The 25,907-nt window shown below is 70.5% G+C and carries 23 protein-coding genes; 8 read left to right on the top strand and 15 right to left on the bottom strand.

The features are described 5' to 3' along the window. Positions 1–87 precede the first annotated feature (87 nt). Both ACWDVB_RS35635 and ACWDVB_RS35640 read right to left on the bottom strand, forming a co-directional pair. Positions 88–621: an alkyl hydroperoxide reductase gene (locus ACWDVB_RS35635; RefSeq protein ID WP_451519703.1), complete on the bottom strand. Its 534-nt coding sequence runs from the start codon at positions 619–621 to the stop codon at positions 88–90. Positions 622–636: 15 nt separating this feature from the next. Next, on the bottom strand, positions 637–1,191 hold the full coding sequence (locus ACWDVB_RS35640) for a peroxiredoxin (RefSeq protein WP_451519704.1): 555 nt from the start codon (positions 1,189–1,191) through the stop codon (positions 637–639). A 160-nt stretch (positions 1,192–1,351) separates the two neighbouring features. Between ACWDVB_RS35640 and ACWDVB_RS35645 the strand changes: the two genes are divergently transcribed. Beyond that, complete coding sequence (locus tag ACWDVB_RS35645; RefSeq protein WP_451519705.1) at positions 1,352–2,293, top strand: LysR substrate-binding domain-containing protein; 942 nt, start codon at positions 1,352–1,354, stop codon at positions 2,291–2,293. 36 nt (positions 2,294–2,329) lie between these two features. Here the strand turns inward: ACWDVB_RS35645 and ACWDVB_RS35650 are convergent, their stop codons facing one another. The 3 genes from ACWDVB_RS35650 to ACWDVB_RS35660 are packed head-to-tail and all read right to left on the bottom strand — an operon-like array spanning position 2,330 to position 5,951. Beyond that, on the bottom strand, positions 2,330–4,744 hold the full coding sequence (locus tag ACWDVB_RS35650; RefSeq protein ID WP_451519706.1) for an FtsX-like permease family protein: 2,415 nt from the start codon (positions 4,742–4,744) through the stop codon (positions 2,330–2,332). Continuing rightward, on the bottom strand, positions 4,741–5,427 hold the full coding sequence (locus tag ACWDVB_RS35655; protein WP_451519707.1) for an ABC transporter ATP-binding protein: 687 nt from the start codon (positions 5,425–5,427) through the stop codon (positions 4,741–4,743). The genes ACWDVB_RS35650 and ACWDVB_RS35655 overlap by 4 nt, the downstream gene beginning before the upstream one ends. Continuing rightward, on the bottom strand, positions 5,424–5,951 hold the full coding sequence (locus tag ACWDVB_RS35660; RefSeq protein WP_451519708.1) for a PadR family transcriptional regulator: 528 nt from the start codon (positions 5,949–5,951) through the stop codon (positions 5,424–5,426). Before ACWDVB_RS35660 ends, ACWDVB_RS35655 begins: the two co-directional genes overlap by 4 nt. 256 nt (positions 5,952–6,207) lie before the next feature. On the opposite strand from ACWDVB_RS35660, the gene ACWDVB_RS35665 reads away from it, so the two are divergent. Then, a complete protein-coding gene (locus ACWDVB_RS35665) occupies positions 6,208–8,469 on the top strand; it encodes a transglycosylase domain-containing protein (protein ID WP_451519709.1) in 2,262 nt (753 codons plus the stop codon). A 78-nt stretch (positions 8,470–8,547) separates the two neighbouring features. Here ACWDVB_RS35665 and ACWDVB_RS35670 read toward each other — a convergent pair whose 3' ends face one another. The 4 genes from ACWDVB_RS35670 to ACWDVB_RS35685 form a co-directional block, all read right to left on the bottom strand. After that, positions 8,548–10,578, bottom strand: coding sequence for a SpoIIE family protein phosphatase (locus tag ACWDVB_RS35670; RefSeq protein WP_451519710.1), 2,031 nt, complete (start codon positions 10,576–10,578; stop codon positions 8,548–8,550). 62 nt (positions 10,579–10,640) lie between these two features. Continuing rightward, positions 10,641–11,282 carry a methyltransferase domain-containing protein gene (locus ACWDVB_RS35675; RefSeq protein ID WP_451519711.1) on the bottom strand — a complete coding sequence of 214 codons (642 nt, stop codon included), beginning with the start codon at positions 11,280–11,282 and terminating at the stop codon, positions 10,641–10,643. Between the two features lie 116 nt (positions 11,283–11,398). Next, positions 11,399–12,082, bottom strand: a complete 684-nt coding sequence (fomD, locus tag ACWDVB_RS35680; RefSeq protein ID WP_451519712.1) for a cytidylyl-2-hydroxypropylphosphonate hydrolase — start codon at positions 12,080–12,082, stop codon at positions 11,399–11,401. Between the two features lie 43 nt (positions 12,083–12,125). Then, entirely contained in the window at positions 12,126–13,538 is a 1,413-nt protein-coding gene (locus ACWDVB_RS35685; protein WP_451519713.1) for a class II fumarate hydratase, read from the bottom strand. Positions 13,539–13,660: 122 nt separating this feature from the next. Here ACWDVB_RS35685 and ACWDVB_RS35690 point away from each other — a divergent pair, with 122 nt between their 5' ends. After that, the gene (locus ACWDVB_RS35690; protein WP_451519714.1) at positions 13,661–15,196 is read left to right on the top strand and encodes a ricin-type beta-trefoil lectin domain protein; all 1,536 of its coding nucleotides are present in this window, start codon (positions 13,661–13,663) and stop codon (positions 15,194–15,196) included. 83 nt (positions 15,197–15,279) lie between these two features. On the opposite strand, the gene ACWDVB_RS35695 is transcribed toward ACWDVB_RS35690, so the two are convergent. Next, complete coding sequence (locus ACWDVB_RS35695; RefSeq protein ID WP_451519715.1) at positions 15,280–16,947, bottom strand: fumarate hydratase; 1,668 nt, start codon at positions 16,945–16,947, stop codon at positions 15,280–15,282. A gap of 179 nt (positions 16,948–17,126) precedes the next feature. Between ACWDVB_RS35695 and ACWDVB_RS35700 the strand changes: the two genes are divergently transcribed. Together ACWDVB_RS35700 and ACWDVB_RS35705 are read left to right on the top strand one after the other, a co-directional pair. Then, positions 17,127–17,813, top strand: coding sequence for a DUF1707 SHOCT-like domain-containing protein (locus tag ACWDVB_RS35700; RefSeq protein ID WP_451519716.1), 687 nt, complete (start codon positions 17,127–17,129; stop codon positions 17,811–17,813). Positions 17,814–17,938: 125 nt separating this feature from the next. Next, entirely contained in the window at positions 17,939–18,313 is a 375-nt protein-coding gene (locus ACWDVB_RS35705; protein WP_451519717.1) for a WhiB family transcriptional regulator, read from the top strand. Between the two features lie 69 nt (positions 18,314–18,382). Here the strand turns inward: ACWDVB_RS35705 and glpX are convergent, their stop codons facing one another. Then, on the bottom strand, positions 18,383–19,414 hold the full coding sequence (gene glpX / locus ACWDVB_RS35710; RefSeq protein ID WP_451519480.1) for a class II fructose-bisphosphatase: 1,032 nt from the start codon (positions 19,412–19,414) through the stop codon (positions 18,383–18,385). Positions 19,415–19,582: 168 nt separating this feature from the next. Here glpX and ACWDVB_RS35715 point away from each other — a divergent pair, with 168 nt between their 5' ends. Then, a complete protein-coding gene (locus tag ACWDVB_RS35715) occupies positions 19,583–20,110 on the top strand; it encodes a DUF4245 domain-containing protein (protein ID WP_451519479.1) in 528 nt (175 codons plus the stop codon). 157 nt (positions 20,111–20,267) lie between these two features. Here ACWDVB_RS35715 and ACWDVB_RS35720 read toward each other — a convergent pair whose 3' ends face one another. The 4 genes from ACWDVB_RS35720 to ACWDVB_RS35735 all read right to left on the bottom strand — a co-directional run bounded on the left by ACWDVB_RS35720 (position 20,268) and on the right by ACWDVB_RS35735 (position 24,048). Further along, a complete protein-coding gene (locus ACWDVB_RS35720; protein ID WP_451519478.1) occupies positions 20,268–20,858 on the bottom strand; it encodes a malonic semialdehyde reductase in 591 nt (196 codons plus the stop codon). A 151-nt stretch (positions 20,859–21,009) separates the two neighbouring features. Next, positions 21,010–21,282 carry an exodeoxyribonuclease VII small subunit gene (locus ACWDVB_RS35725; protein WP_451519477.1) on the bottom strand — a complete coding sequence of 91 codons (273 nt, stop codon included), beginning with the start codon at positions 21,280–21,282 and terminating at the stop codon, positions 21,010–21,012. A gap of 9 nt (positions 21,283–21,291) precedes the next feature. Beyond that, on the bottom strand, positions 21,292–22,518 hold the full coding sequence (gene xseA, locus ACWDVB_RS35730) for an exodeoxyribonuclease VII large subunit (RefSeq protein WP_451519476.1): 1,227 nt from the start codon (positions 22,516–22,518) through the stop codon (positions 21,292–21,294). 144 nt (positions 22,519–22,662) lie between these two features. Next, a complete protein-coding gene (locus ACWDVB_RS35735; RefSeq protein WP_451519475.1) occupies positions 22,663–24,048 on the bottom strand; it encodes an APC family permease in 1,386 nt (461 codons plus the stop codon). A 96-nt stretch (positions 24,049–24,144) separates the two neighbouring features. On the opposite strand from ACWDVB_RS35735, the gene ACWDVB_RS35740 reads away from it, so the two are divergent. Together ACWDVB_RS35740 and ppgK are read left to right on the top strand one after the other, a co-directional pair. Next, complete coding sequence (locus tag ACWDVB_RS35740; protein ID WP_451519474.1) at positions 24,145–25,128, top strand: 4-hydroxy-3-methylbut-2-enyl diphosphate reductase; 984 nt, start codon at positions 24,145–24,147, stop codon at positions 25,126–25,128. 22 nt (positions 25,129–25,150) lie between these two features. After that, positions 25,151–25,894 (top strand): polyphosphate--glucose phosphotransferase, encoded by a 744-nt coding sequence (gene ppgK / locus ACWDVB_RS35745; protein ID WP_451519473.1) that lies wholly within the window; start codon positions 25,151–25,153, stop codon positions 25,892–25,894. The last annotated feature ends 13 nt before the right edge of the window (positions 25,895–25,907 follow it).

Consider the following 25,907-nt stretch of genomic DNA (forward strand, 5'->3'; position numbering starts at 1 on the left):
CGCGAAACGCCGGACGGGCTGAAGAAATTCAGCCCGTCCGGCGTTTGAGGACGAACCCGGCGAAGCCGGTGATCGACGGTGCGGAGACTACTCCGCGAGGTGGGCCTCGGAGTCCAGCGTGACGCCCACGGCCTGGATGACCGCGGCGATCTTGACCGCTTCCTGGATGATCTCGCGGTCGACACCGGCCTTGCGCAGGACCTGCTCGTGCGAGTCCAGGCACTGGCCGCAGCCGTTGATCGCGGAGACCGCGAGGGACCACAGCTCGAAGTCGACCTTCTCCACGCCCGGGTTGCCGATGACGTTCATCCGCAGACCGGCGCGCATCGTCCCGTACTCCGGGTCGGAGAGCAGGTGACGCGTGCGGTAGAAGACGTTGTTCATCGCCATGATGGCGGCGGCCGACTTGGCGGCCGTGTACGCCTCGGGGGAGAGGTTCGCCTTCGCCTCGGGCTCCAGCTCGCGCAGGACCCTCGGGGAGCGGGACGCGATCGCGCAGGCGAGCACGGTGCCCCACAGCTGCTGCTGCGGAAGGTCGCTGTTGCCGATGACCGAGCCGAGGTTCAGCTTCAGGTCCTTGGCGTAGTCCGGTACGGCGGACTTCAGTTCGTCGAGTGCCATGTCAGTAGGCTCCGTTCACTCGCCCGAGAGCAGCGCGACCGGGTCGAGGGTGTTCTCGCCCTTGGTCCAGTTGCACGGGCAGAGCTCGTCGGTCTGCAGGGCGTCGAGGACCCGCAGGACCTCCTTGGGGTTACGGCCCACGGAACCGGCGGTCACCATCGTGAACTGGATCTCGTTGTTCTGGTCGACGATGAAGACGGCGCGCTGCGCGAAGCCGTCCTCGCCCTCGATGCCGAGGTCACGCATGAGCTCGTGCTTCGAGTCGGCCAGCATCGGGAAGGGCAGGTCGGTCAGGTCCGGGTGGTCCTTGCGCCAGGCGTGGTGCACGAACTCGGAGTCACCGGAGAAGCCGAGGATCTGGGCGTCACGGTCGGCGAACTCGTCGTTCAGCTTGCCGAACGCCGCGATCTCGGTCGGGCACACGAAGGTGAAGTCCTTGGGCCACGCAAAGACGATCTTCCACTTGCCCTCGTAGGTCTTGTGGTTGATCTGCTCGAACTCCTTGCCCTGCTCCAGGGAGACACAGGCAGTCAGGTCGAACTCGGGGAACTTGTCACCGACAGTGAGCACACGTACTCCTTGCGACAGAGAAAATCCCTTTTGGGGAGCTTCCTGGGGGGTTGGACAGATGTCGATGGTGGCACAGGGCGCATTGATTAGGGAAATAGCTAGAGTGGGTCATGTTGATCGGAGGTGGTTATCAGTGCGAGCCATATATAGGGGCAAACAGATGGGTGGCAAGCAGAACGGCGTGAAGCAGCCCAGCCTGGCGCAGCTGCGCGCCTTCGCCGCGGTGGCCGAGCATCTGCACTTCAGGGATGCCGCCGCCGCGATCGGGATGAGCCAGCCCGCCCTGTCCGGCGCCGTCGCGGCCCTGGAGGAGGCGCTGGGTGTCCAGCTCCTGGAGCGGACCACGCGCAAGGTCCTGCTCTCCCCGGCCGGTGAGCGCCTCGCCGGGCGGGTCCGGGCGGTCCTCGGCGAGGTCGAGGCGCTCCTGGAGGAGGCGGACGCCGTCAAGGCGCCGTTCACCGGGGCGCTGCGGCTCGGCGTCATCCCCACCGTGGCGCCCTACCTGCTGCCGACGGTGATCACGCTGGTCCACGAGAAGTACCCCGACCTGGACCTCCAGGTGCACGAGGAGCAGACCTCCTCGCTGCTCGAAGGACTCGCGGCGGGCCGGCTCGACCTGCTGCTGCTCGCCGTGCCGCTCGGAGTGCCCGGCGTGACCGAACTTCCCCTCTTCGACGAGGACTTCGTGCTGGTCACGCCCCTGGACCACTGGCTCGGCGGCCGCGAGGGCATCCCGCGCGAGGCGCTCAAGGAGCTGAACCTGCTGCTGCTCGACGAGGGACACTGCCTGCGCGACCAGGCCCTGGACATCTGCCGCGAGGCGGGCCGCGCCGACGCCCCGGTGACGACGACCGCGGCCGGGCTCTCCACCCTCGTCCAGCTGGTCGCCGGCGGCCTCGGCGTGACGCTGCTGCCGCGCACGGCCGTGCGCGTGGAGACGAGCCGCAGCAACCAGCTGCTCACCGGGTACTTCGCGGACCCGGCACCGACCCGGCGGATCGCCCTCGCGATGCGGACGGGGGCGGCGCGGGCGGCGGAGTACGAGGAGTTGGCGCGGGCCTTGCGGGGGGCGGTGCGGCCGTTGCCGGTGCGGGTGGTGTGATCCCGCACCGGCCCTTTCGGGCGCGGGGCGGGGGGGCTACTCCGTCCGCAAGCCCTCCGGGCGCATCATCCGCCACAGCGGCGGCAGGCTGAGCAACGTCACCACCGCCACCAGCACCGCGCCCGCCGCCGTCAGGGGGACGAACATCCACCAGTCGGTGACCGACTTCCGGATCATGCGGACCATGACATAGCCGAGGCCGAGGCCGCCCGCGATGGCGAGCGCCAGGCCGATCGCGACCGGGACCGCCGTCTGCCACAGCACCGACCACGCCATCGAGCCGCGCCGCGTACCGAAGGCGGTCAGGGCCGCGAGCAGGCGCTTGCGCTCGCGCAGTTGCTCCAGCATCGACACCAGCATGGACGCCGCGATCAGCATCATCGTGGCCATCGCGCCGGCCTGGATACCCGTGTGGATGGTGGCGTACTGCTTGTCGCGCTCGACCGCGCGCAGCGTCATCACGTCGAGGAACGGATCGACGTGGGCCGCGGTGTTGCGGATGTACTCCTCGGCGTCCGGCTCGTCCGGATCGACCTGGATCATCGCGGTCGTCGAGGCGTCGACCAGCTTGGCCCGGTCGACCGCGCCCGGGGTGGCGTAGACGCCGTCGTGCAGCTCGCCGCCCGGGTCGGGGCGGGCCCTGACCGTGCGGGAGTCGGCGGGCAGCGTCCACAGGACGTGCCGGTGGCCGCGCTCGTCCCAGCTGACGGGGTTGAGGTCCAGCTGCTCGCCGGGGCGGGCCGACGCGTCGACCCACTGGTTCTGCCGCTTGTTCCCGGTGTGCACGACGAAGGTGTCGCCGTCCTCGCACGCGCCGACGCGGGCCAGCTCGCGCAGGTTCGCGCAGGTGCCCACGGTCAGCTCCGTGAGGGGCCGGAGGGTGTCGGCGCTCAGCTTGCCGGGCCTGACGGCGTACGTCGTGACCGTGCCGATGACGTTCTTGACGCCCTGGGTCGTACGGAACTTGTCGATCATCCGCTCGGCGAGTTCCCCGTCGCCGACATCGGCCCTGACCACCAGCTTGGCGCGGCCGGGGTCGTTGTCCGTGACCCGGTTGAAGTCGTCGTGCATGGCGCCGAACAGCATCTGGAGGGCGACCGCGCCCGCCACCGCGACGGTGATGCCGCCGACCGCGCGGGCCGCCGTACCGCTGCTCAGCTGGAGCCTGCGCGTGGCCAGCTGCCAGGGCACGGGGCCGCCCCCGCGCAGCCGGGCCACGCTCGCCTCGACCAGCCACGGCAGCAGCGCGGCAAGGCCCACCAGCGTGAGCGCCGAGCCCAGGCCGATGGCGTAGACCGGTGGGCCCATGTCGCCGCCGACGCGGCCCGCCGCCAGCAGGATGCCGAGGCCGAGCAGCGGCATCACGAGCCGCCACCACAGCCTGCGCCGACGGGGCCTGGAGCTGCGGACGACGCCCAGCGGCTCGATGGAGACGGCACGCAGCGAGATCAGCGTGACCAAGACCGCCGTCACCGGCACGGCCGCGAGGATCAGCAGGGCGAGCCCGGGCAGCGGCACCACGTCCGAGGGGAAGGCGCTGACCTGCGTCAGGTCGAACATGCCGAACAGCTCGCGCAGGCCCAGGAAGGCGACGCCGCCCACGGCGAGACCGAGCAGCGCCCCGCTCAGCGACTCGCCCGCCGCGATCCGCCGTACGGTGTACGCGTCGGCGCCGACGAGCCGCAGCGCCGCGAGGCGCCGGTCGCGCCGCTCGCCGCCGAAGCGGACGGCCGTACCGATGAAGATGATCACCGGCGTCAGCAGGACCACGCAGGCCAGTACGACGAGTACGACCAGGAGCGGGTCCAGAGGCTCGGCGGGCTGTGCGTAGCCGAAGTCCGCGACGCGGTGGCCGCCCTTGGCCGGGGTGAGGGCGTGCGAACCGGCGTAGTAGTACAGCTCCTTGGGGTGGATCAGGCCCGCGTCGCCGATGGTGCCCGTGATCCGGTACTGACCGAAGCGCTCCTTCAACAGGGCGCCCTCGGAGCTGTCCAGGAGGTCGCGCAGGGCGGGCGAGACGACCATCTCGCCGTCCGCCGGGATCTTCTCCAGGCCGGGCGGCAGCACCGGGTGCGAACCCTCGGCGCGCAGCACGCGGCCGTTCACCGTCATGTCACGGAAGTCGGTGGTGAGGTCGCGCTGGAGGACCGTCGAGTCGGACTTGCCGACCTTCTTCCCGGAGAACTGGTCCTCGGCGGAGCGGGCGACCGAGCGGTCCTCGCGCCGCTCCATCAGCTCGGGCACGGAGGCCGCGCCGAGCAGCAGCGCCACACCGAGGCCGACGCCGACCGCCGTCAGGATCGTGCGGGTCCAGCCCTCACGGCCGCCGACGGCGAAACGTACGCCCATGGCGAGGTCGCGGGCGTAGGCGCGCACGCCCCTTGGCGCGGTCTGCCCGGCGCCGGGTGCTCGGGGCCGCGTACCGGCCCTGGCGCGGGTGCCGAGGCTCATACGACCCGCTCCATGTCACGCGACCTGCCGTCCCGCACGACGATCTCGCGGTCGGAGTAGGCGGCGACACGCGTCTCGTGGGTGACCAGGACGACGGCCGCGTTGGTCGAGCGGGCGGCGTCGGTCAGGAGCTCCATCACGCGCTCGCCGTTGAGCGAGTCGAGGGCGCCGGTCGGCTCGTCGGCGAAGACCACGCGCGGGCCGGTGGCGAGCGCGCGGGCCACGGCGACGCGCTGGCCCTGGCCGCCGGAGGCCTCGCCGGGCCGCTTGGCGGCGACGTCGTCGACCTCCAGGCGCTCCATCCAGGTGCGGGCGGTCGCCTCGGCGTCCTTGCGCCTGGCGCCGTTGAGCCGCAGCGGCAGGGCGACGTTCTCGACGCAGGTCAGCTCCGGCACCAGCTGCCCGAACTGGAAGACGAAGCCGAACTCGCTGCGCCGCAGCGCGCTCAGCGCGGAGTCCGGCATGCCGGTCAGCTCACGGCCGTTGTACGTGATGGAGCCCTCGTCCGGGCGGACGATCCCGGCGAGGCAGTGCAGCAGGGTCGACTTGCCGGAGCCCGAGGGGCCCATGACGGCAACGACCTCGCCGGGGTGGATGGAGAACGCCGCGCCGTCGAGCGCGGTGGTCGGGCCATAGGCCTTGCGCAGTCCGTGGGCCGTGAGAAGGGAACCTGCGGGGGTCATGCGGAGCGCACCTCCTGGGCGAGCTTGCCGAGGCGCGCGGCGGCCAGTTCCAGCCAGCGCAGATCGGCTTCGAGGTGGAAGAGCGCGTGGTCGCAGATGAGCTGGTCGGCGAGGTCGCCCTTGCGCTTGCGGTCGGTGAGGATGCGCATCAGGCGCAGGTGCTCGGCGCGCTGGACGTCGAGGAGTTCGGCGGCGTCACGGCCGGTGAGGAGCGCGAGGACGACCTTGGTGTACAGGGTCGACTGGAGGTAGGGCTCCGGCTTCTCGGGGGTGGCGAGCCACCGCTGGACATCCGTGATGCCGGACTCGGTGATCGCGTACCGCTTGCGCTCGGGGCCGCCGCCCGCCTCGATGCCGTCGACCTCGACGAGGCCGTTCTTCAGCAGGCGGGACATGGTCGAGTAGACCTGTCCGTAGTGCAGCGGCTTGTCGTGCCCGAACTTCTCGTCGAAGGCGCGCTTGAGGTCGTAGCCGTGCCGGGGGCCCGACTCCAGGAGACCCAGAAGGGTGTGGCCAATGGACATGCGCGGCACTCTACACGGTGTGTATACGTGGGGTGTATACGCCCCGTGATCAGCCCATGGTCGGTTCATGAGTTCGAGAACAGGGCAACCTTCCACCGTCTGAAACCGTCGGTTCCTAAGGGGCAGGTGCTCATTGTCACGTCCGGAAAAGACCGGATCGGATGACCTTTGTCCCCAGGTGCGGTGTTAGCTTCATGAGCTGACCTGAAGACCAGAAGCACGAATCGTTCGAGACCGAAGCGGAGCACTCTCAGTCATGGGCCGAGCCGAAGAACGACAAGCGCGGCAGCGCGGTGCCCGCCGGGCAGCGCGCGGGCGCCCGTCCGGCGGCAAGCGCACCGGCATACGCCGCTTCTTCACGTGGAAGAAGCTCCTCGGGACGTTCTTCGGGTTCTGCCTGCTCGGCATGCTCGGCTTCGTGATCCTGTACATGGTCGTCGACGTCCCCGAGGGCAATGCCGCGGCGAAGATGCAGAGCAACGTCTACAAGTACAGCAACGGCGAGGTCATCGCCCGGACCGGCGACGTGAATCGCGAGATCGTCGACCTGGACAAGGTCCCCGAGGACGTCCAGAAGACCTTCGTCGCCGCCGAGAACAAGTCCTTCTACAAGGACGAGGGCGTCGACTTCAAGGGCACGGCCCGCGGTGTGCTCAACACGGTGACCGGCAAGGGCAAGCAGGGTGGCTCCACGATCACCCAGCAGTACGTCAAGAACTACTACCTGAGCCAGGAACAGACCGTCAGCCGCAAGCTGAAGGAACTGGTCATCTCGCTGAAGGTGGACCGCGAGATGGGCAAGGACAAGATCCTCGCGGGCTACATCAACACCAGCTACTACGGCCGCGACGCCTACGGCATCCAGGCCGCCGCCCAGGCCTACTACGGCGTCGACGCCAAGAAACTGAAGGTCGAGCAGGGCGCCTACCTCGCCGCGCTCCTCCAGGCCCCGAGCCAGTACGACTGGCAGGCCGCGACGCCGACCGGCAGGAAGCTCGTCAAGCAGCGCTGGAACTACGTACTCGACAACATGGTCGAGGAGGGCTGGCTGGACTCCGCCAAGCGGGACGGCATGAAGTTCGCCAAGCCGATGGAACCCAAGGCCCCGCCCGGCCGTGAGGGACAGATCGGCTACCTCGTGGACGAGGCCAAGCGCGAGGTGCTGCGCAACAGCGGTCTTAGCGAGGCCGAGTTCGGGGCCGGTGGCTACACCATCACGCTCAACATCGACCCCAAGAAGCAGAAGCAGCTCGAAAAGGCCGTCGACAAGAGGCTGAACGACAAGCTGGACCGGAAGAAGAACAAGGCAGACGCCCGGGTCCAGGCGGGCGCGGCGTCCGTCGACCCGAAGACCGGCAAGGTCCTCGCCATGTACGGCGGCCAGGACTATGTGAAGCACTACACGAACAACGCCACCCGCCGCGACTACCAGTCGGCCTCCACCTTCAAGCCGCTGATCCTCGCCGCGGCCCTGGAGAACGGCGCGACGACCCAGGACGGCAAGCCGATCACGGCGGGCACCATCTACGACGGCACCAGCAGGCGCCCGGTCAAGGGCAGCGAGGTCGGCTTCGCGCCGCCGAACGAGGACGACGTCGACTACGGCCCCGTCACCGTCCAGAAGGCGATGAACAAGTCCATCAACTCCGTCTTCGCGCAGATGGGCGTGGACGTCGGGATGCCCAAGGTGATGGAGACGGCCGGCGAGCTCGGCATGGACGTCAAGGGCCTGCCCGCCGTGCCCGCCCAGACCCTGGGCTCCATGGGCGCGAGCCCGCTGGAGATGGCGGGCGTGTACGCCACGCTCGACAACCACGGCAAGAAGGTCACCCCGGCCCTCGTCGGCTCCGTCGAGCACAAGGACCGTGCGATCGACCTGCCGGACCCGATCGGCGACCAGGTCGTCAAGCGCGGCACCGCCGACTCGATCACCTCGGTCCTGACCGGCGTGGTCGACGACGGCACGGGCCACGCGGTGCGCAGCCCCGTGCAGGACGTGGCGGGCAAGACCGGTACCTCCGACGACAACAAGTCGGCCTGGTTCACCGGCTATACGCCGAAGCTGGTCACCTCCGTCGGCCTGTTCGGCGAGGGCGCCCCGGGCACCCCCGAGAAGAACAAGCAGGTCTCCATGAAGGGCGCGGGCGGCCTGCCGCGCGTCGACGGCGGCAGCTTCCCGGCCGAGATCTGGGCGGCGTACACCTTCGACGCGATGGGCTCGCCGAGCACCTTCGACCTCGAAACGGACATGGGCGCGGCCGTCGCACCGCCCCCGGAACCGACGTCGGAGGCGCCCAGGGAGCCGTCGAGCACGCCGACGAAGCCGGAGAAGGACCCCACGTCCAAGCCGCCGAAGTCGACCCCGTCCTCGGAGCCGTCGCCGTCGTCGTCATCGACGCCGCCGACCACGCCGCCGCCGACCAGTCCGACGATGAAGCCGCCCACGGACGAGCCGGATCCGTCGTCCACGATCGAGATCCCCGAGGATCCCGACGGCCGCTTGTCCGGCAGGGACTGACAGCGCTTCGCGCGTACGGGAAAGGCGCCCGGGACCTCCGAGGTTCCGGGCGCCTTCCTTCGTACCGGTGAACGGGCGTCAGCTCCGGTTCAGTTCGAACCAGACCACCTTGCCGGTGCTCAGCCGCGTGGCGCCCCACCGCCGCGCCATCTTGTTGACCAGGTACAGGCCGCGGCCGCCCTCGTCCGTGGCGCGCGCCTGGCGCAGCCGGGGCAGCTGCGGGACGTCGTCGCCGACCTCGCAGCGCAGGACGTCGGTGCGCAGCAGCCGCAGGGTGATCGGCCGGGACGCGTACCGCACGGCGTTCGTCACGACCTCGCTGACCAGGAGCTCCACCGAGTCGGTCATGTCCTCGAGGCCCCAGCGGACCAGCGCGCTGCGGGCCAGGCGGCGGGCGCGGGACGGCGTCGCGTTCTCCGGCTCCAGGAACCAGTACGCGACGTCGCTCGGCGCGATCCCGTCGAAGCGGGCGGCGAGCAGCGCGATGTCGTCGTCCCGGTCGCCAGGACCGAGCATGTCGAGCACCTCGTCGCAGAGCGCCTCCAGGGGCGGCGGATGGTCGGGGCCCGTCAACTGGGCGGTCGCGGCGAGGCGTTCGCGCAGCTGCTCTATGCCGGTCCACACGTCGCGCAGCCGGGACTCGACGAGCCCGTCCGTGTACAGGAGCAGCGTGGCGCCCGCCGGGGCGTCCAGCTCCACGGCCTCGAAGTCGACGCCGCCCACGCCGATGGGGGCGCCCGGCGGCACCCGCAGCACCTCGGCGCGGCCGCCCAGGTGCAGGAGCACGGGCGGCGGGTGCCCGGCGTTGGCGATGGTGATGCGGTGCGAGACCGGGTCGTAGACCGCGTACAGGCAGGTCGCCATGCGGTCCGAGCCGAGCCGCTGCGCCTGCTCGTCCAGGTGGTGCAGGACCTCCTGGGGCGGCAGGTCGAGCCCGGCGAGGGTCTGCGCGGTCGTCCGCAGCTGGCCCATGATCGCCGCCGACGTCATGGAGTGCCCCATCACGTCGCCCACGACCAGGGCGACCCGGCTGCCCGGCAGCGGGATCGCGTCGTACCAGTCGCCGCCGACCCGGGCCGTCTCGGCGGCCGGCAGATAGCGGGAGGCGAGCCGCACCCCGGTCGGGCGCGGCAGCGTCTCGGGCAGCATCGTGCGCTGCAACTCGTCGGCGATGTACGCCTCGCGGCCGTACAGGACGGCCTTGTCGATGCCCAGCGCGCTGTGCGTGGCCAGCTGGGCGGCGACCAGCAGATCCTCCGCCTCGAACGCGTGACGGTCCGGGCGGCGCAGGAACACGGCGGCGCCGATCACCCTCCGGCGGCCCCGCAGCGGCGCGAGGATCGCCCGCTGCCCGGACGGCACGGTCCGCCCCTCGCCGAGCAGTTCGGGCAGCGCGGCCCGCGCCGCCGCCGAGTCGGCGAAGACCGGGCGCACCCCGCGCAGGACCTCGGCGAGCGCGCCGCCGTGCCGCACCTCGCACAGCTCCGCGGTGCCCATCACATCGGTGATGTCGGGCTGCACCACCTGGAGCGAGGGCGGCGTGCCGCCGTCGGTGTCCGGCTCGTCGGCGCCCTCCTCGATGGAGCGCAGCCGGTCGGTGCGGCGCAGCCGCAGCACCAGTGGGCCGGTCGGCCGCTCGTCGCCGACGGGCAGCGGGTCGCGCAGATAGACCAGTATCGCGTCGGAGAACGTCGGGACCGTGGCCCGGCACAGGCCCATCACGATCTCGTCGAGGTCGATGCCGCGCGCGATCCGCCGGGTCGCGGCGCCCACGAAGCGCAGCCGGTCGCCGTCGCGCCGCATCGCCACGGGCCCGGTGCCCGGGGGCCGCGGCTGACCGGTGCGCCGCTCCTCGCCGTCCGGCGGGCCCACGGGTCCGGACTGCGCCGGTACGACCTCGGGCGCCGGACGCGGCCTGCCCGGGGCGGGCTCGGCGGCGGACGGCTGGGAATGCTCACTGGTCGGCGGCACGGATGCTCCCTGGGGCGCGTCGCCCGCACCCTGTGGCGTCTCGGGGGAACGCAGCAGCGCCCCGCGGGGATCCGCGGGGGCGGTCGGCCGGGCAGCTGGTGCCTTGCGACCCTCGTGGGGGGTGAGGTGCTCCGTCACGCGATTCGAATCCGTCCGTCCGGGGCTGCGCGCCGTGCGCGCCGTCCAGCGTTGCACGTCGCTCAGCCGCGTCGGCAGTGCAGAAAGACCTGATGTTCCGGTGGTACGTCACTGCTCGCGGGGGCGTACGAGTACGTGTCCTCGCCGGTGATCTCGAAGCCCGCGTCACGCACGACCTGCCGCAGTTCCTCCCGCAGGTAACCCGATACCCGGATCGTGTGCCCGAGGAACGGAATCACCGCGTCGTCCAGGTCGGCCTCGACCATGGACAGCTCCATCAGGCCTCCCGGCCGCAGCAGGCCGTGCAGCCGCCGCAGCGCCCCGGGGATCTCGGGGCGCGGCAGCATCAGAAGGGCGAAGAAGCAGGCGATGCCGTCGAAGCGGCCGATTCCGGCCGGTCCCTCGGCCGTCAGGTCCGCGATGTCGATCTGCCGGAACTCGGCTGCCGGGACGTTCTTTTCGGCCAGGCCCAGCATGCCGGTGGAGATGTCCGTGCCGAGGACCGTGTGGCCCTTCTCGGCCAGTTGCAGGGCGGTGGGCAGGCCCGTGCCGCAGCCCACGTCCAGGATCCGGGAGCCGGGCGCCAGCGCCTCGGCCAGTCGGCGTCCGGCGGCGAGCTGACCCTCCTTGTGCGGGAAGGCGTCGTCGTAGTGCTGCCCGATCGCGTCAAAGGCCTCTGCCTGGCCCCTGCGGTCCTCGCTCACGTTCTGCCGCCCCTCGATGACTTCCTGTCAGACACCGCGCAGACCCACGGAGTTGTTGCTGCGCGCCCTTGCGGAGGACGATCCTACGTTTGAACCACTGGGGCACATCAAGGGTCTCACGAGGACACACGCGCGGGGGTACGGTCCCAGTCATCCGGAAGGGGTGGTACGACCCAGGACGGATCGGGACGCCATCGCTCCCAGCCGTCCGAAAACGGTGCCCCCCAGGCGTCGATGGCGTCAAGGGCGTCCCGCCCCGCGGCACGTACGTCAGCTGCCTTTCCCGCGTCCATCAGGCCCACCCGCAGGGCCTCGGCGAACTCGTCCTCGTCCTCCCACTGCCAGCTGCCGTCGGGGCGTACGGAGATGTCCAGAAAGTGGTCCTGGGAATCCACGCCGCCCGCCCAACGGGCCCGCGGCTCCTCCAGGTTCACGTACCAGTTCTTGAACTGCCAGCCCGGCTCCCAGAAGAGCCAGACCGACCACGGGTCGCCGGGCCGGGCCAGTTTCAGGATGCCGGTGCCGAACCAGCGGTCCCTGCGGACCGTGCGGGGCTTGGTGTAGCGGGTGGCGAGCGGCTCGTGGTGCAGGGGAGTGCCGTCGGCCAGCACCGGCTTGACGCATTCGGTGCCGGGCGCCATCCACACGGCGAGGAGTTCCTCGCTGTCCTGGACGACGGTGACGGGACGGCAGATGTGCACACGGTCCCCGGCGTTCTCCCGGTACCGCCACAGGATGTGGTCACCGGGGGCCCACCGGGCCGCCGCACCGTCCGCCGTCTTCCCGTCGAGGTCTGTCATGGACAGATATTAGACGCCCCTGGTGTGCCGGGCGGGGCCGTCGCTAGGGACGGGTCATGCGCAACACGTCCAGGGCGTCGTCCAGTTGCTCCAGGGTGAGGTCGCCCCGGTCGACGTAGCCGGCCTCCAGCACGACCTCGCGGATCGTCTTCCGCTCGGCCAGGGACTTCTTCGCCACCTTCGCCGCCTCCTCGTAGCCGATGTACTTGTTCAGCGGTGTGACGACGGACGGCGACGACTCGGCGTACTCCCGGGCCCGTTCGCGGTTGGCGGTGATCCCGTCGACGGTCCGGTCGGCGAGCAGCCGCGAGACGTTGGCGAGCAGCCTGATCGACTCCAGTACGTTCTTGGCGATCACCGGGAGCATGACGTTCAGCTCGAAGTTGCCGGCGGCGCCCGCCGCGGCGACCGTCGCGTCGTTGCCGGTCACCTGCGCGGCGACCATCAGCGCGGCCTCCGGGATGACCGGGTTCACCTTGCCCGGCATGATCGACGATCCGGGCTGGAGGTCCGGCAGGTTGATCTCGGCGAGGCCGGTGCGCGGGCCGGACGCCATCCACCGCAGATCGTTCGCGATCTTCGTCAGGCCCACGCCGATGGTCCGCAGCTGCCCGCTGGTCTCGACGATGCCGTCCCGCGCGCCCTGCGCCTCGAAGTGGTCGCGCGCCTCGGTCAGCGGCAGGCCCGTGGCCCGCGCGACCTCGGCGATGACGGCCGCGGAGAAGCCGGGCGGGGTGTTGATGCCGGTGCCCACGGCCGTGCCGCCGAGCGGCAGTTCGGCGAGCCGGGGGAGCGAGGCGCGGAGCCGCTCGACGCCGTACCGCACCTGTGCCGCGTACCCGCCGAACTCCTGGCCCAGCGTCACGGGCGTCGCGTCCATGAGGTGCGTACGCCCGGACTTCACGACGTCCGCGAACTCCTCGGCCTTGCGCTCCAGGGCGGCGGCGAGATGTTCGAGGGCCGGGATCAGATCGCCGGTGACGGCGCCGGTGGCCGCGATGTGGATGGAGGACGGGAAGACGTCGTTCGAGGACTGCGAGGCGTTGACGTGGTCATTGGGGTGTACGTCCCGACCGAGCCGTTCCGTCGCGAGCGTGGCCAGAACCTCGTTGGTGTTCATGTTCGACGACGTGCCGGAGCCGGTCTGGAAGACGTCGACGGGGAAGTGCGCGTCCCAGCGGCCGTCGGCGACCTCGGCCGCCGCGTCCGCGATGGCGTCGGCGATGTCCTTGTCGAGCACCCCGAGGCCCGCGTTGACCTTGGCGGCGGCCGCCTTGATCCGCGCGAGCGCGGCGATGTGCGCACGCTCCAGGCGCTGCCCCGACACGGGGAAGTTCTCCACCGCGCGCTGGGTCTGGGCACGCCACTTGGCGTCGGCGGGGACCCGCACCTCGCCCATGGAGTCGTGCTCGATCCGGTACTCACCGGTGCGGTCGTCGCTGGCGTCGCTGGTCATGCCCTGAACCTACCTCTCCGTTCAACCCCGTTGGAAAGTTGAGCACTTGTCTTGTTCCAGGTATTCCCAATACCTCTACCCACCAGTAAAAACCGTGGGTAACACCAATCCGGGGAGGCGCGATGAAGCGCACCAGACACAGCGGACGGGCCCGTCTGCGACGTACGCTCGCGGCGACCGCCGTGATGGCGGCCGTGCTCGGCACGGCGGCCGCGGTACCCGCCCGGGCGGCGGACGGGGGCGGGGCCCAGATGTCCGCGGCGCCCCTCCCGCCCGAGCTGGAGAAGATCCGGGCGGCCGAGGCGACCGAGCTCTACGGCAGTCCCGCCGAGCGACCGATGGCCGACCGCAAGACCGGCCTGATCTCGCTCGGCGACAGCGAGATCTCCGGCGAGGGCGTCGGAACGTACGAACCCGGCACCGACGGCCCCGACAACTGGTGCCACCGCTCGCCGGACGCCGCGATCCACCGCACCGGCATCCCGGCCGACGTGACGTACAACGTCGCCTGCTCGGGAGCGCAGACCGTCAACATCAGGATCGGCGGGCAGAAGCAGTACGCCGACGAGCTGGTGCAGAGCGACAGCCTGGCCGTCAAGGCGCGCAACACGAGGATCAAGACGATCCTGCTCGTCATCGGCGCCAACGACGACCTCCAGTTCGCGCCGGTGATGACGGACTGCGTGACCCGCTATCTACTCAGCCAGGGCGCCTGCGCCGGCAAGTACCACGACGGCTGGCAGGCGCGCGTGGACGCCCTCGTGCCCAAGGTCGAGCAGTCCATCCGCGACCTGAGGACCGTCATGAAGGACGCGGGTTACCAGGAGGGCGACTACCAGCTCGTCGCCATGGGCTACCCGAGCCCGATCGGCCCGGACTTCCGTGACAACCCGAAGTTCCCCGGCAAGCCGGCCTGCGGCGGCCTCGGCTACGACTCCGACACCGAGTGGGGCCGCAACTACGCGGTGCCGACGTTCGAGACGGGCATGCGCAAGGCGGCCAGGAACGCGGGCGCGACCTACCTCGACAACTCCCGCCTCTTCCACGGCCACGAGGTCTGCATGGAGGACACCTGGGCACGCGGCCTCTACGTAGACGTGTCCAACCCCTTCCCGCCGGACTCCAACTCCGTACGCCAGTCCTTCCACCCCAACGCACGCGGCCACGCCGCCTTCGCGTCCTGCTTGACGCAGCTGTACGAGTCGGGCCACCGCGAGGCCGGCTGCGCCGACCCGGCGAGCACGGGCAGCCCGAAGCTGTACAAGGGGGCCTTCGCCGACGCGTACAAGCCACTGAAGAACGAGGCCACCGGTACGTGCGTGGACGTCGACGCGTCCAAGAGCCGTAACGGTACGAAGGTGCAGGGCTGGGACTGCACGGGGAATCGCAACCAGACCTGGTGGTACGACGGCGGGCAGAAGTCCCTGCATACCGGGTTGACGCAGGACCGGTGCCTGGATGTGCCTGACGGTGCCTACAAGGAAGGCGCCGCCGTTGTGCTGTGGAACTGCCACGGGGGCGGCAACCAGAAGTTCGTCCGTGAGGCCGGGACGGTGCGGCCCGCTGCCGCGAGTGAGCTGTGTCTGACCCTTGCGGGGGCCAAGGAGCCGCTGCGGCTCCAGAAGTGCGCGGGGACCGCGAACCAGCGGTTCGCCTGAGGATCTGCCTTCTCCGCGGGTGCGCCGTGGCTGGGCGCGCGGTTACCCGCGCCCCTTCGGGGCGCACCCGCAGGAGGCGTGTGCTACTTCAGACCCGGTCCGCGTACCGGGATGTGCGTGAACGTCGGCTCGGGGGCCGGGTTCTGGAAGAAGTCGTTGCCCTTGTCGTCGACGACGATGAAGGCCGGGAAGTCCTCGACCTCGATCTTCCAGACCGCCTCCATGCCGAGCTCCTCGTACTCGACGACCTCGACCTTCTTGATGCAGTCCTGGGCGAGCCGCGCGGCGGGGCCGCCGATCGAGCCCAGGTAGAAGCCGCCGTGCGCGTCGCACGCGTCGGTGACCTGCTTGCTGCGGTTGCCCTTGGCGAGCATCACCTTGGAGCCGCCGGCCGCCTGGAACTGCTCCACGTAGGAGTCCATGCGTCCGGCGGTGGTGGGCCCGAAGGAGCCGGACGCGTAACCCTCGGGGGTCTTCGCCGGGCCCGCGTAGTACACCGGGTGGTCCTTCAGGTACTGCGGCATCTCCTCGCCCGCGTCGAGCCGCTCCTTGATCTTGGCGTGCGCGATGTCGCGGGCCACGACCAGCGGTCCGGTGAGGGAGAGGCGGGTCTTCACCGGGTACTTCGTCAGCTCGGCGAGGATCGCGTCCATCGGCTGGTTGAGGTCGATCTCGACGACGTCGGAGGCCTCGTCGAGATGATCGTCCGTGGTGTCCGGCAGGAAGCGCGCCGGGTCCGTCTCCAGCTGCTCCAGGAAGACGCCCTCCGCGGTGATCTTCGCGGTGGCCTGGCGGTCGGCCGAGCAGGAGACGGCGATGGCGACGGGCAGCGAGGCGCCGTGGCGGGGCAGCCGCACCACGCGCACGTCGTGGCAGAAGTACTTGCCGCCGAACTGCGCGCCGATGCCGATCTTCTGCGTCAGCTCGAAGACCTTCTCCTCCAGCTCCTTGTCCCGGAAGCCGTGCCCGGTCACCGAACCCTCGGCGGGCAGCTCGTCCAGGTAGTGCGCGGAGGCGTACTTCGCGGTCTTGAGGGCGAACTCGGCGCTGGTGCCGCCGACGACGATCGCCAGGTGGTACGGCGGGCAGGCCGCCGTACCCAGGGAGCGGATCTTCTCCTCCAGGAACTTCATCATGGAGGCCTCGTTCAGGACGGCCTTCGTCTCCTGGTAGAGGAACGACTTGTTGGCGGAGCCGCCGCCCTTGGCCATGAAGAGGAACTTGTAGGCGCCGCCGTCGGTCGCGTACAGCTCGATCTGCGCGGGGAGGTTGGAGCCGGTGTTCTTCTCCTCCCACATGGTCAGCGGGGCCATCTGCGAGTACCGGAGATTGAGCTTCGTGTAGGCGTCGTAGATGCCGTGGGAGAGCGCCTTCTCGTCCTCACCTCCGGTGAGGACGTGCTGTCCGCGCTTGCCCATGACGATGGCCGTGCCGGTGTCCTGGCACATGGGGAGCACGCCCGCCGCCGCGATGTTCGCGTTCTTCAGCAGGTCCAGCGCCACGAACTTGTCGTTGGACGACGCCTCGGGGTCGTCGACGATGCGCCGCAGCTGGGCCAGGTGCGCGGGCCGCAGATAGTGCTGGATGTCGTGGATCGCCTCGGCGGCGAGCGTGCGCAGCGCCTCGGGCTCGACCTTGAGGAACGTCCGCCCGTCGGCCTCGAAAGTGGAGACACCCTCGGAGGTCACCAGCCGGTACGGGGTGGTGTCCTCTCCCAGCGGGAGCAGATCGGAGTACTCAAACTCTGGCATTACGGCCATTCCTCACTCGGCAGACAGCGGCGGGCCTCCATTGGCGACGCGTCGACCAGCGTAGAACGCGTGCGGCGGGCCGGGTCTGTGAGGTAAGGCTCAGTAGGCCGCGGGGCCGCTCCCTGCCGGTTGTCCACAGGGGCTGGTCGCGATCTATCGCGTCTGGGTACGCTGCTGGCGTGGACCTCGAAAAGCGCCTCCCGCAGCCCGCTCCCGCCACAGCCGACGAGTCGGGGTCGCTGCGCGCCTCCGACGCCGACCGGGACCGCACGGCGGACATCCTCCGCGAGGCCCTGGCCGAGGGCCGCCTCACCGCGGAGGAGCACGCGGACCGCGTCGACGGGGTCTACCGCGCCAAGACCATGGCCGAACTGCGGCCGCTCGTCAGGGACTTGCCCGCCTCCCACGACCAGACCCGGTCCGGGCCCGCTCTCCGGCCCGCCCCCGCCCGGCCGTCCCCCGGAGCGGTCCCGCCGGTCGCCGACGAGAATCTGGTGGCGATCCTCAGCAGCTCCGTCCGCAAGGGCCGCTGGCGGGTCGCCCGCCGCACCCATGCGTACGCCGTCTTCGGCAGCGTGGAGATAGACCTGAGCGAGGCGATCTTCGAGCAGCGCCAAGTGGTCATCAAGGCGTACGCGATCTTCGGCTCGGTCGAGATCCGCGTCCCGGAGAACGTGTCGCTGCGCGGCAGCGGCACGGGCGTCCTCGGCAGCTTCGAGGTGGACACGCTCGACTCCCCCGAGCAGGACGCCCCCGTCGTCTTCGTGGACGGCACGGCGATCCTCGGCAGCATCGAGGCACGGCCCAAGCGCGGCAAACTGGTCCGTGACCTGCACCGACAGCTGCGCAAACACCTCGGGCACTGACGCCCCGCGCCCCGCCGCGGGAAGGAGAACCTCCGTGCATCGGAACTCAGTGCATAGGCGCGCACACAGCGGGTAGACCTTGCTGCATCGTCTCTCGCTCGCGAAGCCGTCGTCAGGAGTGGACCGTGCTGCAACCGTCGCGTCAGTCCCTGCAGGTCGCCGTCGTTCCGGTGCAGCGGGCGCCGGCACGGGATCGGACCGATGACGCTCCATGGCACACCGAAGCCGTGTGCCGCCGCGACGAGGCCGGACTGTTCTTCGCCCCGTCCAAGGAGCCGACCGCGGCCAGGCTCTCGCGCGAGGAGGCGGCCAAGCGTGTCTGCGCGCGCTGTCCCGTGATGGTCGACTGCCGAGAGCACGCCCTGCTCCAGCCCGAGCCGTACGGCGTGTGGGGCGGCCTCACCGCCGCCGAGCGCCGCGTGGTCCTCGCCCGCCGCCGCAGGCGCGACCTCGAACTGCAGAAGGCGGCGCACGCGGCGGGCATCGCCGCCGCGGGATAGTCCCGCCCCGCCCCGGACGTACGGCGAAGGGGGCGTCCCCCGCACGGGACGCCCCCTTCGCCGTACGGACTACTTCGCGCGGTCGAAGTCGACCGCGCTGTAGGCGCGCAGCTTCGAGAGCCGGTGGTCGGAGTCGATCTTGCGGATCGTGCCCGACTTGGAGCGCATGACCAGCGACGACGTCGAGGCGGTCGCCGCGCGGTAGCGCACGCCCTGGAGCAGCTCGCCGTCGGTGATGCCGGTCGCGACGAAGAAGACGTTGTCGCCCTTGACCAGGTCGTCCGTCGAGAGCGTGCGGTCCAGGTCGTGGCCGGCGTCGATGGCACGCTGGCGCTCGGCGTCGTCCTTGGGCCACAGCTTGCCCTGGATCACACCGCCCAGGCACTTGATCGCGCAGGCCGAGATGATGCCCTCGGGGGTGCCGCCGATGCCCATCAGCAGGTCGACGCCGGTGCCCTCGCGCACGGCCATGACCGAGCCCGCGACGTCGCCGTCCGAGATGAACTTGATGCGGGCGCCCGTCTCGCGGATCTCCTTGACGATGCCCTCGTGGCGGGGGCGGTCCAGGATCATGACCGTGACGTCCTCGGGCGAGGAGTTCTTGGCCTTGGCGACGCGGCGGATGTTGACCGACGCGGGCGCGTTGATGTCCACGTAGTCCGCGGCCTCGGGGCCGGTGACCAGCTTGTCCATGTAGAAGACGGCGGACGGGTCGAACATGGAGCCGCGGTCGGCGGCGGCCAGTACGGCGATGGCGTTCGGCATGCCCTTCGCGGTCAGCGTCGTGCCGTCGATCGGGTCGACGGCGATGTCGACCTCGGCGCCGGTGCCGTCACCGATGCGCTCTCCGTTGAAGAGCATCGGGGCCTCGTCCTTCTCGCCCTCACCGATGACGACGATGCCGTTCATCGAGACGGTGTGGACGAGGGTCCGCATGGCCCTGACAGCGGCGCCGTCCGCGCCGTTCTTGTCGCCGCGGCCGACCCAGCGGCCCGCGGCCATGGCGGCGGCCTCGGTGACCCGGACGAGCTCCAGGGCGAGGTTGCGGTCGGGAGCCTCGGGGGAAACCTCGAGCTCGGACGGAAGATGATGCTCGGTCATCGGGACGCACCTCTCTGCTGATACGACGACGGCCGGATGAGGGATTGTGAACGACTCTATCCGTAGGTCGACAAAATGAGCAGTGGGCCCCACGCATGAGCGGGCCGGACGGGTGGGGGAGGCGCGGGGGTGGCACCGGGGGACGGCGCTCGTTCCGCGCCTGAGACCATGGGGGGCGTGGCAGGCAGACAAGGCAACCAGACCGTCAAGAACATGCTGTGGTCGTTGGTGGTGATCACCCTGGTCGCGGGTGTGAGCTACATCTTCGTCCCGCATGACGAGTCCAAGACCCCCGCCAAGCGGGTCGACTACCGCGTGGAGCTCCTGACGGCCCGGCGGGCCGCGGCCTATCCGGTGGCGGCGCCCGAGGGCCTGTCCAAGGAGTGGAAGCCGACGTCCGTGCGGTTCGACGGCGCCGCCCACGACGAATGGCACCTGGGCTTCCTCGACCCCGACGGTGAGTACGTGGCGGTCAAGCAGTCCACCGCCAAGCCGGTGAAGTTCATCGAGGACGCCACCCAGGAGGCCGCGAAGACCGACGCCACCGAGAAGATCGGCGGCCGGACGTGGCAGCGGTACAAGGGCTCGACGTACGACGCCCTGGTGAGCACCGAGAAGGGCGCGACGACGGTCGTCACGGGTACGGCGTCGTTCGGGCAGCTGGCGAAGATGGTCGAGGCGCTGAAGACGACGTGAGCGTGTGGTGACCGGGTGACTGGGTGACTGGGTGACTGGGTGACCAGGTGACTGGGTGGCTGGGTGACGAGCGCGCGAAGGGCCCCCGGCGGTGTGCCGGGGGCCCTTTCGCGTGACTGGCGCGGTGCGCGTGTGCGCGTGTGCGCGGTCGCTTCGCTCAGACCGTGGTGACGACGTCGTCGTAGGCCAGGCGCGGGGAGCGGGGGAACCAGGCGTCGTCGCCCGGCTTGCCGATGTTGACGACCATCAGCGGGGTGTGGTCGTCGTCCAGGAACTCCTTCTGGACGCCGGCGAAGTCGAAGCCGGTCATCGGGCCCGCGGCCAGACCGGCGGCGCGGACGCCGACGATGAAGTAGCCGGCCTGCAGCGTGGCGTTCACCAGCGCGGCCTGCTCACGGGCCGGGCGCTCGGCGAAGAACACGTCCTTGGCCTGCGGGAAGTGCGGGAAGAGCGCCGGGAGCTCCTCGTGGAACTCGTTGTCCGCGGAGAGGATCGCGACCAGCGGCGCGGTCGAGGTCTTCGGACGGTTGCCCTCGGCCATGTGCTGCACCAGGCGCTCGCGGGCCTCGGGCGAGCGGACCAGGGTGACACGGAGCGGCGACTGGTTGAAGGCGGTCGGGCCGTACTTGACCAGGTCGTAGATCGCCTGGACCTGCTCCTCGGTGACCGGCTCGTCGGTGAAGGTGTTCGCGGTGCGGGCCTCGCGGAAGAGCAGGTCCTGGGCGGCGGGGTCAAGGGCGAGAGACATGGATCTACCTTCTCGTTACGTGCTGTGGATCAGCTGGCACGACCGACAGTACGACAGATGACGTTTAAGTTTCAACCAAAATGGCGTCGCCGTGATCCGCCTCACAGAGGCTTCGGGGTGCGCCCCTTCGGTCCTCGATGCCGTCCTGCCCCTAGCCGTCGCTCTCGCTCTCGCCGTCATCGACGTCCCTGGCGTCCCCGGCGTCCTCGCCCGCCAGCGCCGCGTCCAGGCGGGCGCGCGCGCCGTCCAGCCAACGGCGGCAGATCTTCGCCAGCTCCTCGCCCCGCTCCCACAGGGCGAGCGACTCCTCCAGGGTCGTGCCGCCGGTTTCCAGGCGGCGTACGACGTCGATCAGCTCGTCCCGCGCCTGCTCGTAGCCGAGGGCGTCCGCCGGGCCCGTGGCCTCGTCCGTCTTGCTGGTCATGCGCCCACCCTAATTGTCGATTTGTGCGGTTCGTGCGGTTCGTACGGTGAATTCGCCCTCGGCGACGCGGGCCCTCAACTCCTCGTCGGCGCCCACCTCTTCTGGGGCCCGGACGACCGCGCCGTCCACCTTCTGCAGCACCGCGTACCCCCGCTGGAGGGTCGCCGCGGGGGAGAGGGCCACCACGCGCGCGTGGGTGTGCGTCAGCTCCGAGGCCGCCCGGTCCAGCAGGTGGCCGAGCGTGCGGCGGGTGCGGTCGACGAGCGCCGAGACCTGCTCCTCGCGCTCCTCGACCATGCGGTGCGGATGCTCCATGCAGGGGCGGGCCAGGGCGTGTGCGAGGCCGCGGTCCTCGCGGTCCAGGAAGGCGTCCATGCAGCGCCGGGCGCGCTCCCGCAGGGCCTGCACGCGCTCGTACTCCTCGCCGACGTCCGGCACGACCCTCTTGGCGGCGTCGGTGGGGGTGGAGGCCCGCAGATCGGCGACGTGGTCGAGGAGAGGGTTGTCCGGCTCGTGACCGATCGCGGAGACCACCGGCGTACGGCACGAGGCCACCGCCCTGATCAGCTGCTCGTCCGAGAACGGCAGCAGGTCCTCCACGCTGCCGCCGCCCCGCGCCACGATGATCACGTCGACCTCGTCGAGCGCGTCGAGGTCCTTCACCGCCTGGACGACCTGCGGCACCGCGTGCACGCCCTGGACCGGGACGTTGCGCACCTCGAAGCGGACGGCCGGCCAGCGGTGCCGGGCGTTCTCCAGGACGTCCCGCTCGGCGGCCGAGGCGCGGCCCGTGACGAGGCCGATGAGCTGCGGCAGGAAGGGCAGCGCCTTCTTGCGCCCGGGCGCGAAGAGGCCCTCCGCGGCGAGGCTCTTCTTCAGCTGCTCGATCCGCGCGAGCAGCTCACCGACGCCGACCGGCCTTATCTCGGCGGCCCGCAGGGACAGCTGCCCTCGCGGCGCGTACCACTCCGGTTTGGCGTGGACGACGACGCGGGCGCCCTCGGAGACGACGTCCGCCACGGCGTCGAACACCTGGCGGTAACAGGTGACGCTCACCGAGATGTCGTGCGACGGGTCGCGCAGCGTCATGAACACCACGCCGGCGCCGGGTCTGCGGGACAACTGCGTGATCTGCCCCTCGACCCAGACGGCACCGAGCCGGTCGATCCAGCTGCCGATGAGCCGCGACACCTGCCCCACGGGCAGCGGCGCGTCAGCAGACGTATTGAGAGCCATACGGCGAGCGTAGCCGCAGGGTCTGACAGCTCGGGGCCGCTTGTTCGGTACGGATTCGACGCGGGGCAAACGGTTCGTTCGGTGCGGATTCGACGCGGGGCAAACGGGTGGGTGGGTGGGAGACACCCGCCGCGAAGCGGCGGTCTAGTACACCCCCCCACGGCCCCGCTGTGCGAAAAGCACCACGAGCCCGACCCCCAGCCACACCGCCCCCACCACCTGCGCGGCCCCGGACGCCTCCCAGATGACGGCCACCACGATCGCCGCCCCCAGCACAGGGACCAGCACATGCCGCCACCAGCTGAAGCCCGCCTCGCGGTGCCGCACCGCGAACCACCCCACCACGCTCGCGTGCAGCAGCAGGAACGCGGTGAGCGCCCCGATGTCCACCACCGACACCAGGTGGTCCATCCCGTCGTCCCGCCGAGCCGCCCACACCGCCGCCACCATCGTCACCACGGCCGCACACAGCAGCGCGACCCGCGGCGTACCGGAGTCCGTCCGGGACAGGACCTTCGGCAGCCGCCGATCCCGCGCCATCGCGAAGAGCAGCCGCCCCGCCGCCGCCTGCCCGGCCAGCGCGGCGAACGCCGCGCCGATCGCCTTGCTGGCGGCCACCAGATCATGCAGCCACGTCCCGGCCGCCGAGTTCACGGCATCGTAGAAAGCAGTTCCCTGCTTGCCCGGATCCGCGGCCAGCTCGGCGGACGACAGGGGCTCCAGGAGCGCCACCAGATACGTCTGGGCGACGAAGAGGACACCCGCGAGCGCCAGACAGAACAGCACCGCCCGTGCGACCTTCGCCGAGCCCCCCGTCACCTCCTCCGCGAAGGAGGCGATCGCGTCGAAGCCCAGATAGGACAGGACGGCGATCGACACCGCGCCCACCACCGCCGACAGCGCGAACGCGCCCTGGGAGCCGTCACCCGTCAGAGGCGAGAGCCAGTCCCGCCGCGCCCCGTCCTGGACGAGGACGACGACGGCCGCGACGACGAAGACGAGGAGGACCACGATCTCCATGGCGAGCACCGCGAAGCCGACCCGCGCCGCGGCCCGCACGCCCCACAGGTTCAGCGCGGTCGTGATGAGCACCGCGATCGCCGTCCACACCCACCGAGACACCGAGGGGACCAGCGAGTTCATGGCGATCCCGGAGAAGAGGTAGGCGACCGCCGGGATCAGCAGATAGTCGAGCATCGCCATCCACCCGGCGACGAACCCGGGCCCCTTGCCGAGCCCCACGCGCGCGTACGCGAAGACGGACCCCGCCTGGGGGACCACCCGCACCATCTGGGCGTAACTGAAAGCGGTGAACGCCATCGCGACCGTGGCCGCCAGATAGACGAGCGCCACGGCGCCGTGCGACTTCGCGTCGAGCGTTCCGAAGACACCGACCGGCGCCATGGGGGCGATGAAGAGCAGGCCGTACACGACGAGGTCCCGGAAGCCCAGCGTGCGCCGCAGCCCACCGCCGTCGGCGGGCTCGGCGCCCGCGGCAGGAGCTCCCGTACGGGCGGACTGACCGGACATCGTGCCTCCGTAGATCAACGCAGGAGCAGCGCAGGCCCCCAGTCTCCCCAACCGTCCGATCTTTGACGCGCTGGACGCGGCCTTACGATGGTGTGCATGACTGCAACGCCTGGCTCCCGCCGTGTCCTGCTCGCCGCTCCCCGTGGCTACTGCGCGGGCGTGGACCGTGCCGTGATCGCCGTCGAGAAGGCCCTGGAGCAGTACGGGGCCCCGATCTATGTCCGCCACGAGATCGTCCACAACAAATACGTGGTGCAGACCCTGGAGAAGAAGGGCGCCATCTTCGTCGACGAGACGGCGGAGGTGCCCGAGGGCTCCATCGTCATGTTCTCCGCGCACGGCGTCGCCCCGACCGTCCACGCGGAGGCCGCCGAGCGCAAGCTCGCGACGATCGACGCGACCTGCCCGCTGGTCACCAAAGTGCACAAGGAAGCCGTCCGGTTCGCCAAGGACGACTTCGACATCCTCCTGATCGGCCACGAGGGCCACGAGGAAGTCATCGGTACGTCCGGCGAGGCGCCCGAGCACATCACGCTGGTCGACGGCCCCGAGGACGTCGCCAACGTCGAGGTCCGCGACCCGGACAAGGTCGTCTGGCTCTCCCAGACGACACTCTCCGTCGACGAGACGATGGAGACGGTCGACGCCCTGAAGAACAAGTTCCCGAACCTCCTCTCGCCGCCCAGCGACGACATCTGCTACGCCACGCAGAACCGCCAGATCGCGGTGAAGAAGCTCGCCGAGCAGGCCGAGCTGGTCATCGTCGTGGGCTCCAAGAACTCCTCGAACTCCATCCGCATGGTCGAGGTCGCCCTCGACGCCGGCGCCCCCGCCTCGCACCTGGTGGACGGCGCCGACGAGATCGACGAGGCCTGGCTGGAGGGCGTGACCACGGTCGGCCTGACCTCCGGCGCCTCCGTGCCGGACGTCCTGGTGGACGGTGTCATCGAATGGCTCGCCGAGCGGGGCTACGGCGACGTGGAGACGGTGAAGACGGCCGAGGAGTCGATCACCTTCTCGCTGCCCAAGGAGCTCCGCAGGGACCTGCGCGCCGAGGCGGCCGAACTGTCACAGCGCTGACCCCGGCCGTAACGTGGGGGCCATGCAGATCTTCGGTGTGGACATCGGCGGATCCGGGATCAAGGGCGCTCCCGTTGACCTGGACCGCGGAGACTTGACCCAGGAGCGGCACAAGGTCCTGACCCCGCATCCGGCGACGCCGGACGCGGTGGTCGGGGGCGTGCGCGAGGTCGTGGAGCACTTCGGCTGGACGGGCCCCGTCGGGGCGACCTTCCCCGGCGTGATCACCGACGGCACGGCGCGCACGGCCGCCAACGTCGACAAGAGCTGGATCGGTACGGACATCCGCAATCTGGTCTCCGACCGGCTCGGCGGCGTCCCCGTCACCGTCCTGAACGACGCGGACGCGGCGGGCGTCGCGGAGATGCACTTCGGCGCGGGCCAAGGGCGTACGGGCACGGTCCTGATGCTCACCCTCGGCACGGGCATCGGCAGCGCCCTGTTCACGGGCGGCCGCCTGGTGCCGAACACCGAGCTCGGCCACCTTGAGCTGAACGGCCACGACGCGGAGAAGCGGGCCTCCTCCAAGGCGCGCGAGGACGAGGACCTGACCTGGGAGCACTGGGCGAGGCGCGTACAGAAGTACCTGGCCCATGTGGAGATGCTGTTCTCGCCGGAGCTGTTCATCATCGGCGGCGGTGTGAGCCGCAAGGCGCACAAGTTCCTGCCGCTGATCGAGGGCATCTCGGCGGAGATCGTCCCGGCGCAGCTGCAGAACAACGCGGGCATCGTGGGAGCGGCGATGGCGGCGGCGGGCGAGGTGTAGCGGCGGCGCCCCG

Source organism: Streptomyces sp. NPDC003379, assembly GCF_053589195.1.

Bases quoted from the DNA above. Each gene is read 5' to 3' on its own strand.
- ACWDVB_RS35665 (WP_451519709.1), top strand. From the start codon at position 6,208: ATGGGCCGAGCCGAAGAACGACAAGCGCGGCAGCGCGGTGCCCGCCGG.
- ACWDVB_RS35650 (WP_451519706.1), bottom strand. From the start codon at position 4,744: ATGAGCCTCGGCACCCGCGCCAGGGCCGGTACGCGGCCCCGAGCACCC.
- ACWDVB_RS35660 (WP_451519708.1), bottom strand. From the start codon at position 5,951: ATGTCCATTGGCCACACCCTTCTGGGTCTCCTGGAGTCGGGCCCCCGG.
- ACWDVB_RS35685 (WP_451519713.1), bottom strand. From the start codon at position 13,538: ATGACCAGCGACGCCAGCGACGACCGCACCGGTGAGTACCGGATCGAG.
- fomD (WP_451519712.1), bottom strand. From the start codon at position 12,082: ATGACAGACCTCGACGGGAAGACGGCGGACGGTGCGGCGGCCCGGTGG.
- xseA (WP_451519476.1), bottom strand. From the start codon at position 22,518: ATGGCTCTCAATACGTCTGCTGACGCGCCGCTGCCCGTGGGGCAGGTG.
- ACWDVB_RS35655 (WP_451519707.1), bottom strand. From the start codon at position 5,427: ATGACCCCCGCAGGTTCCCTTCTCACGGCCCACGGACTGCGCAAGGCC.
- ACWDVB_RS35720 (WP_451519478.1), bottom strand. From the start codon at position 20,858: ATGTCTCTCGCCCTTGACCCCGCCGCCCAGGACCTGCTCTTCCGCGAG.
- ACWDVB_RS35725 (WP_451519477.1), bottom strand. From the start codon at position 21,282: ATGACCAGCAAGACGGACGAGGCCACGGGCCCGGCGGACGCCCTCGGC.
- ppgK (WP_451519473.1), top strand. From the start codon at position 25,151: ATGCAGATCTTCGGTGTGGACATCGGCGGATCCGGGATCAAGGGCGCT.
- ACWDVB_RS35740 (WP_451519474.1), top strand. From the start codon at position 24,145: ATGACTGCAACGCCTGGCTCCCGCCGTGTCCTGCTCGCCGCTCCCCGT.
- ACWDVB_RS35735 (WP_451519475.1), bottom strand. From the start codon at position 24,048: ATGTCCGGTCAGTCCGCCCGTACGGGAGCTCCTGCCGCGGGCGCCGAG.
- ACWDVB_RS35645 (WP_451519705.1), top strand. From the start codon at position 1,352: ATGGGTGGCAAGCAGAACGGCGTGAAGCAGCCCAGCCTGGCGCAGCTG.
- ACWDVB_RS35635 (WP_451519703.1), bottom strand. From the start codon at position 621: ATGGCACTCGACGAACTGAAGTCCGCCGTACCGGACTACGCCAAGGAC.
- ACWDVB_RS35690 (WP_451519714.1), top strand. From the start codon at position 13,661: ATGAAGCGCACCAGACACAGCGGACGGGCCCGTCTGCGACGTACGCTC.
- ACWDVB_RS35715 (WP_451519479.1), top strand. From the start codon at position 19,583: ATGGGGGGCGTGGCAGGCAGACAAGGCAACCAGACCGTCAAGAACATG.
- glpX (WP_451519480.1), bottom strand. From the start codon at position 19,414: ATGACCGAGCATCATCTTCCGTCCGAGCTCGAGGTTTCCCCCGAGGCT.
- ACWDVB_RS35695 (WP_451519715.1), bottom strand. From the start codon at position 16,947: ATGCCAGAGTTTGAGTACTCCGATCTGCTCCCGCTGGGAGAGGACACC.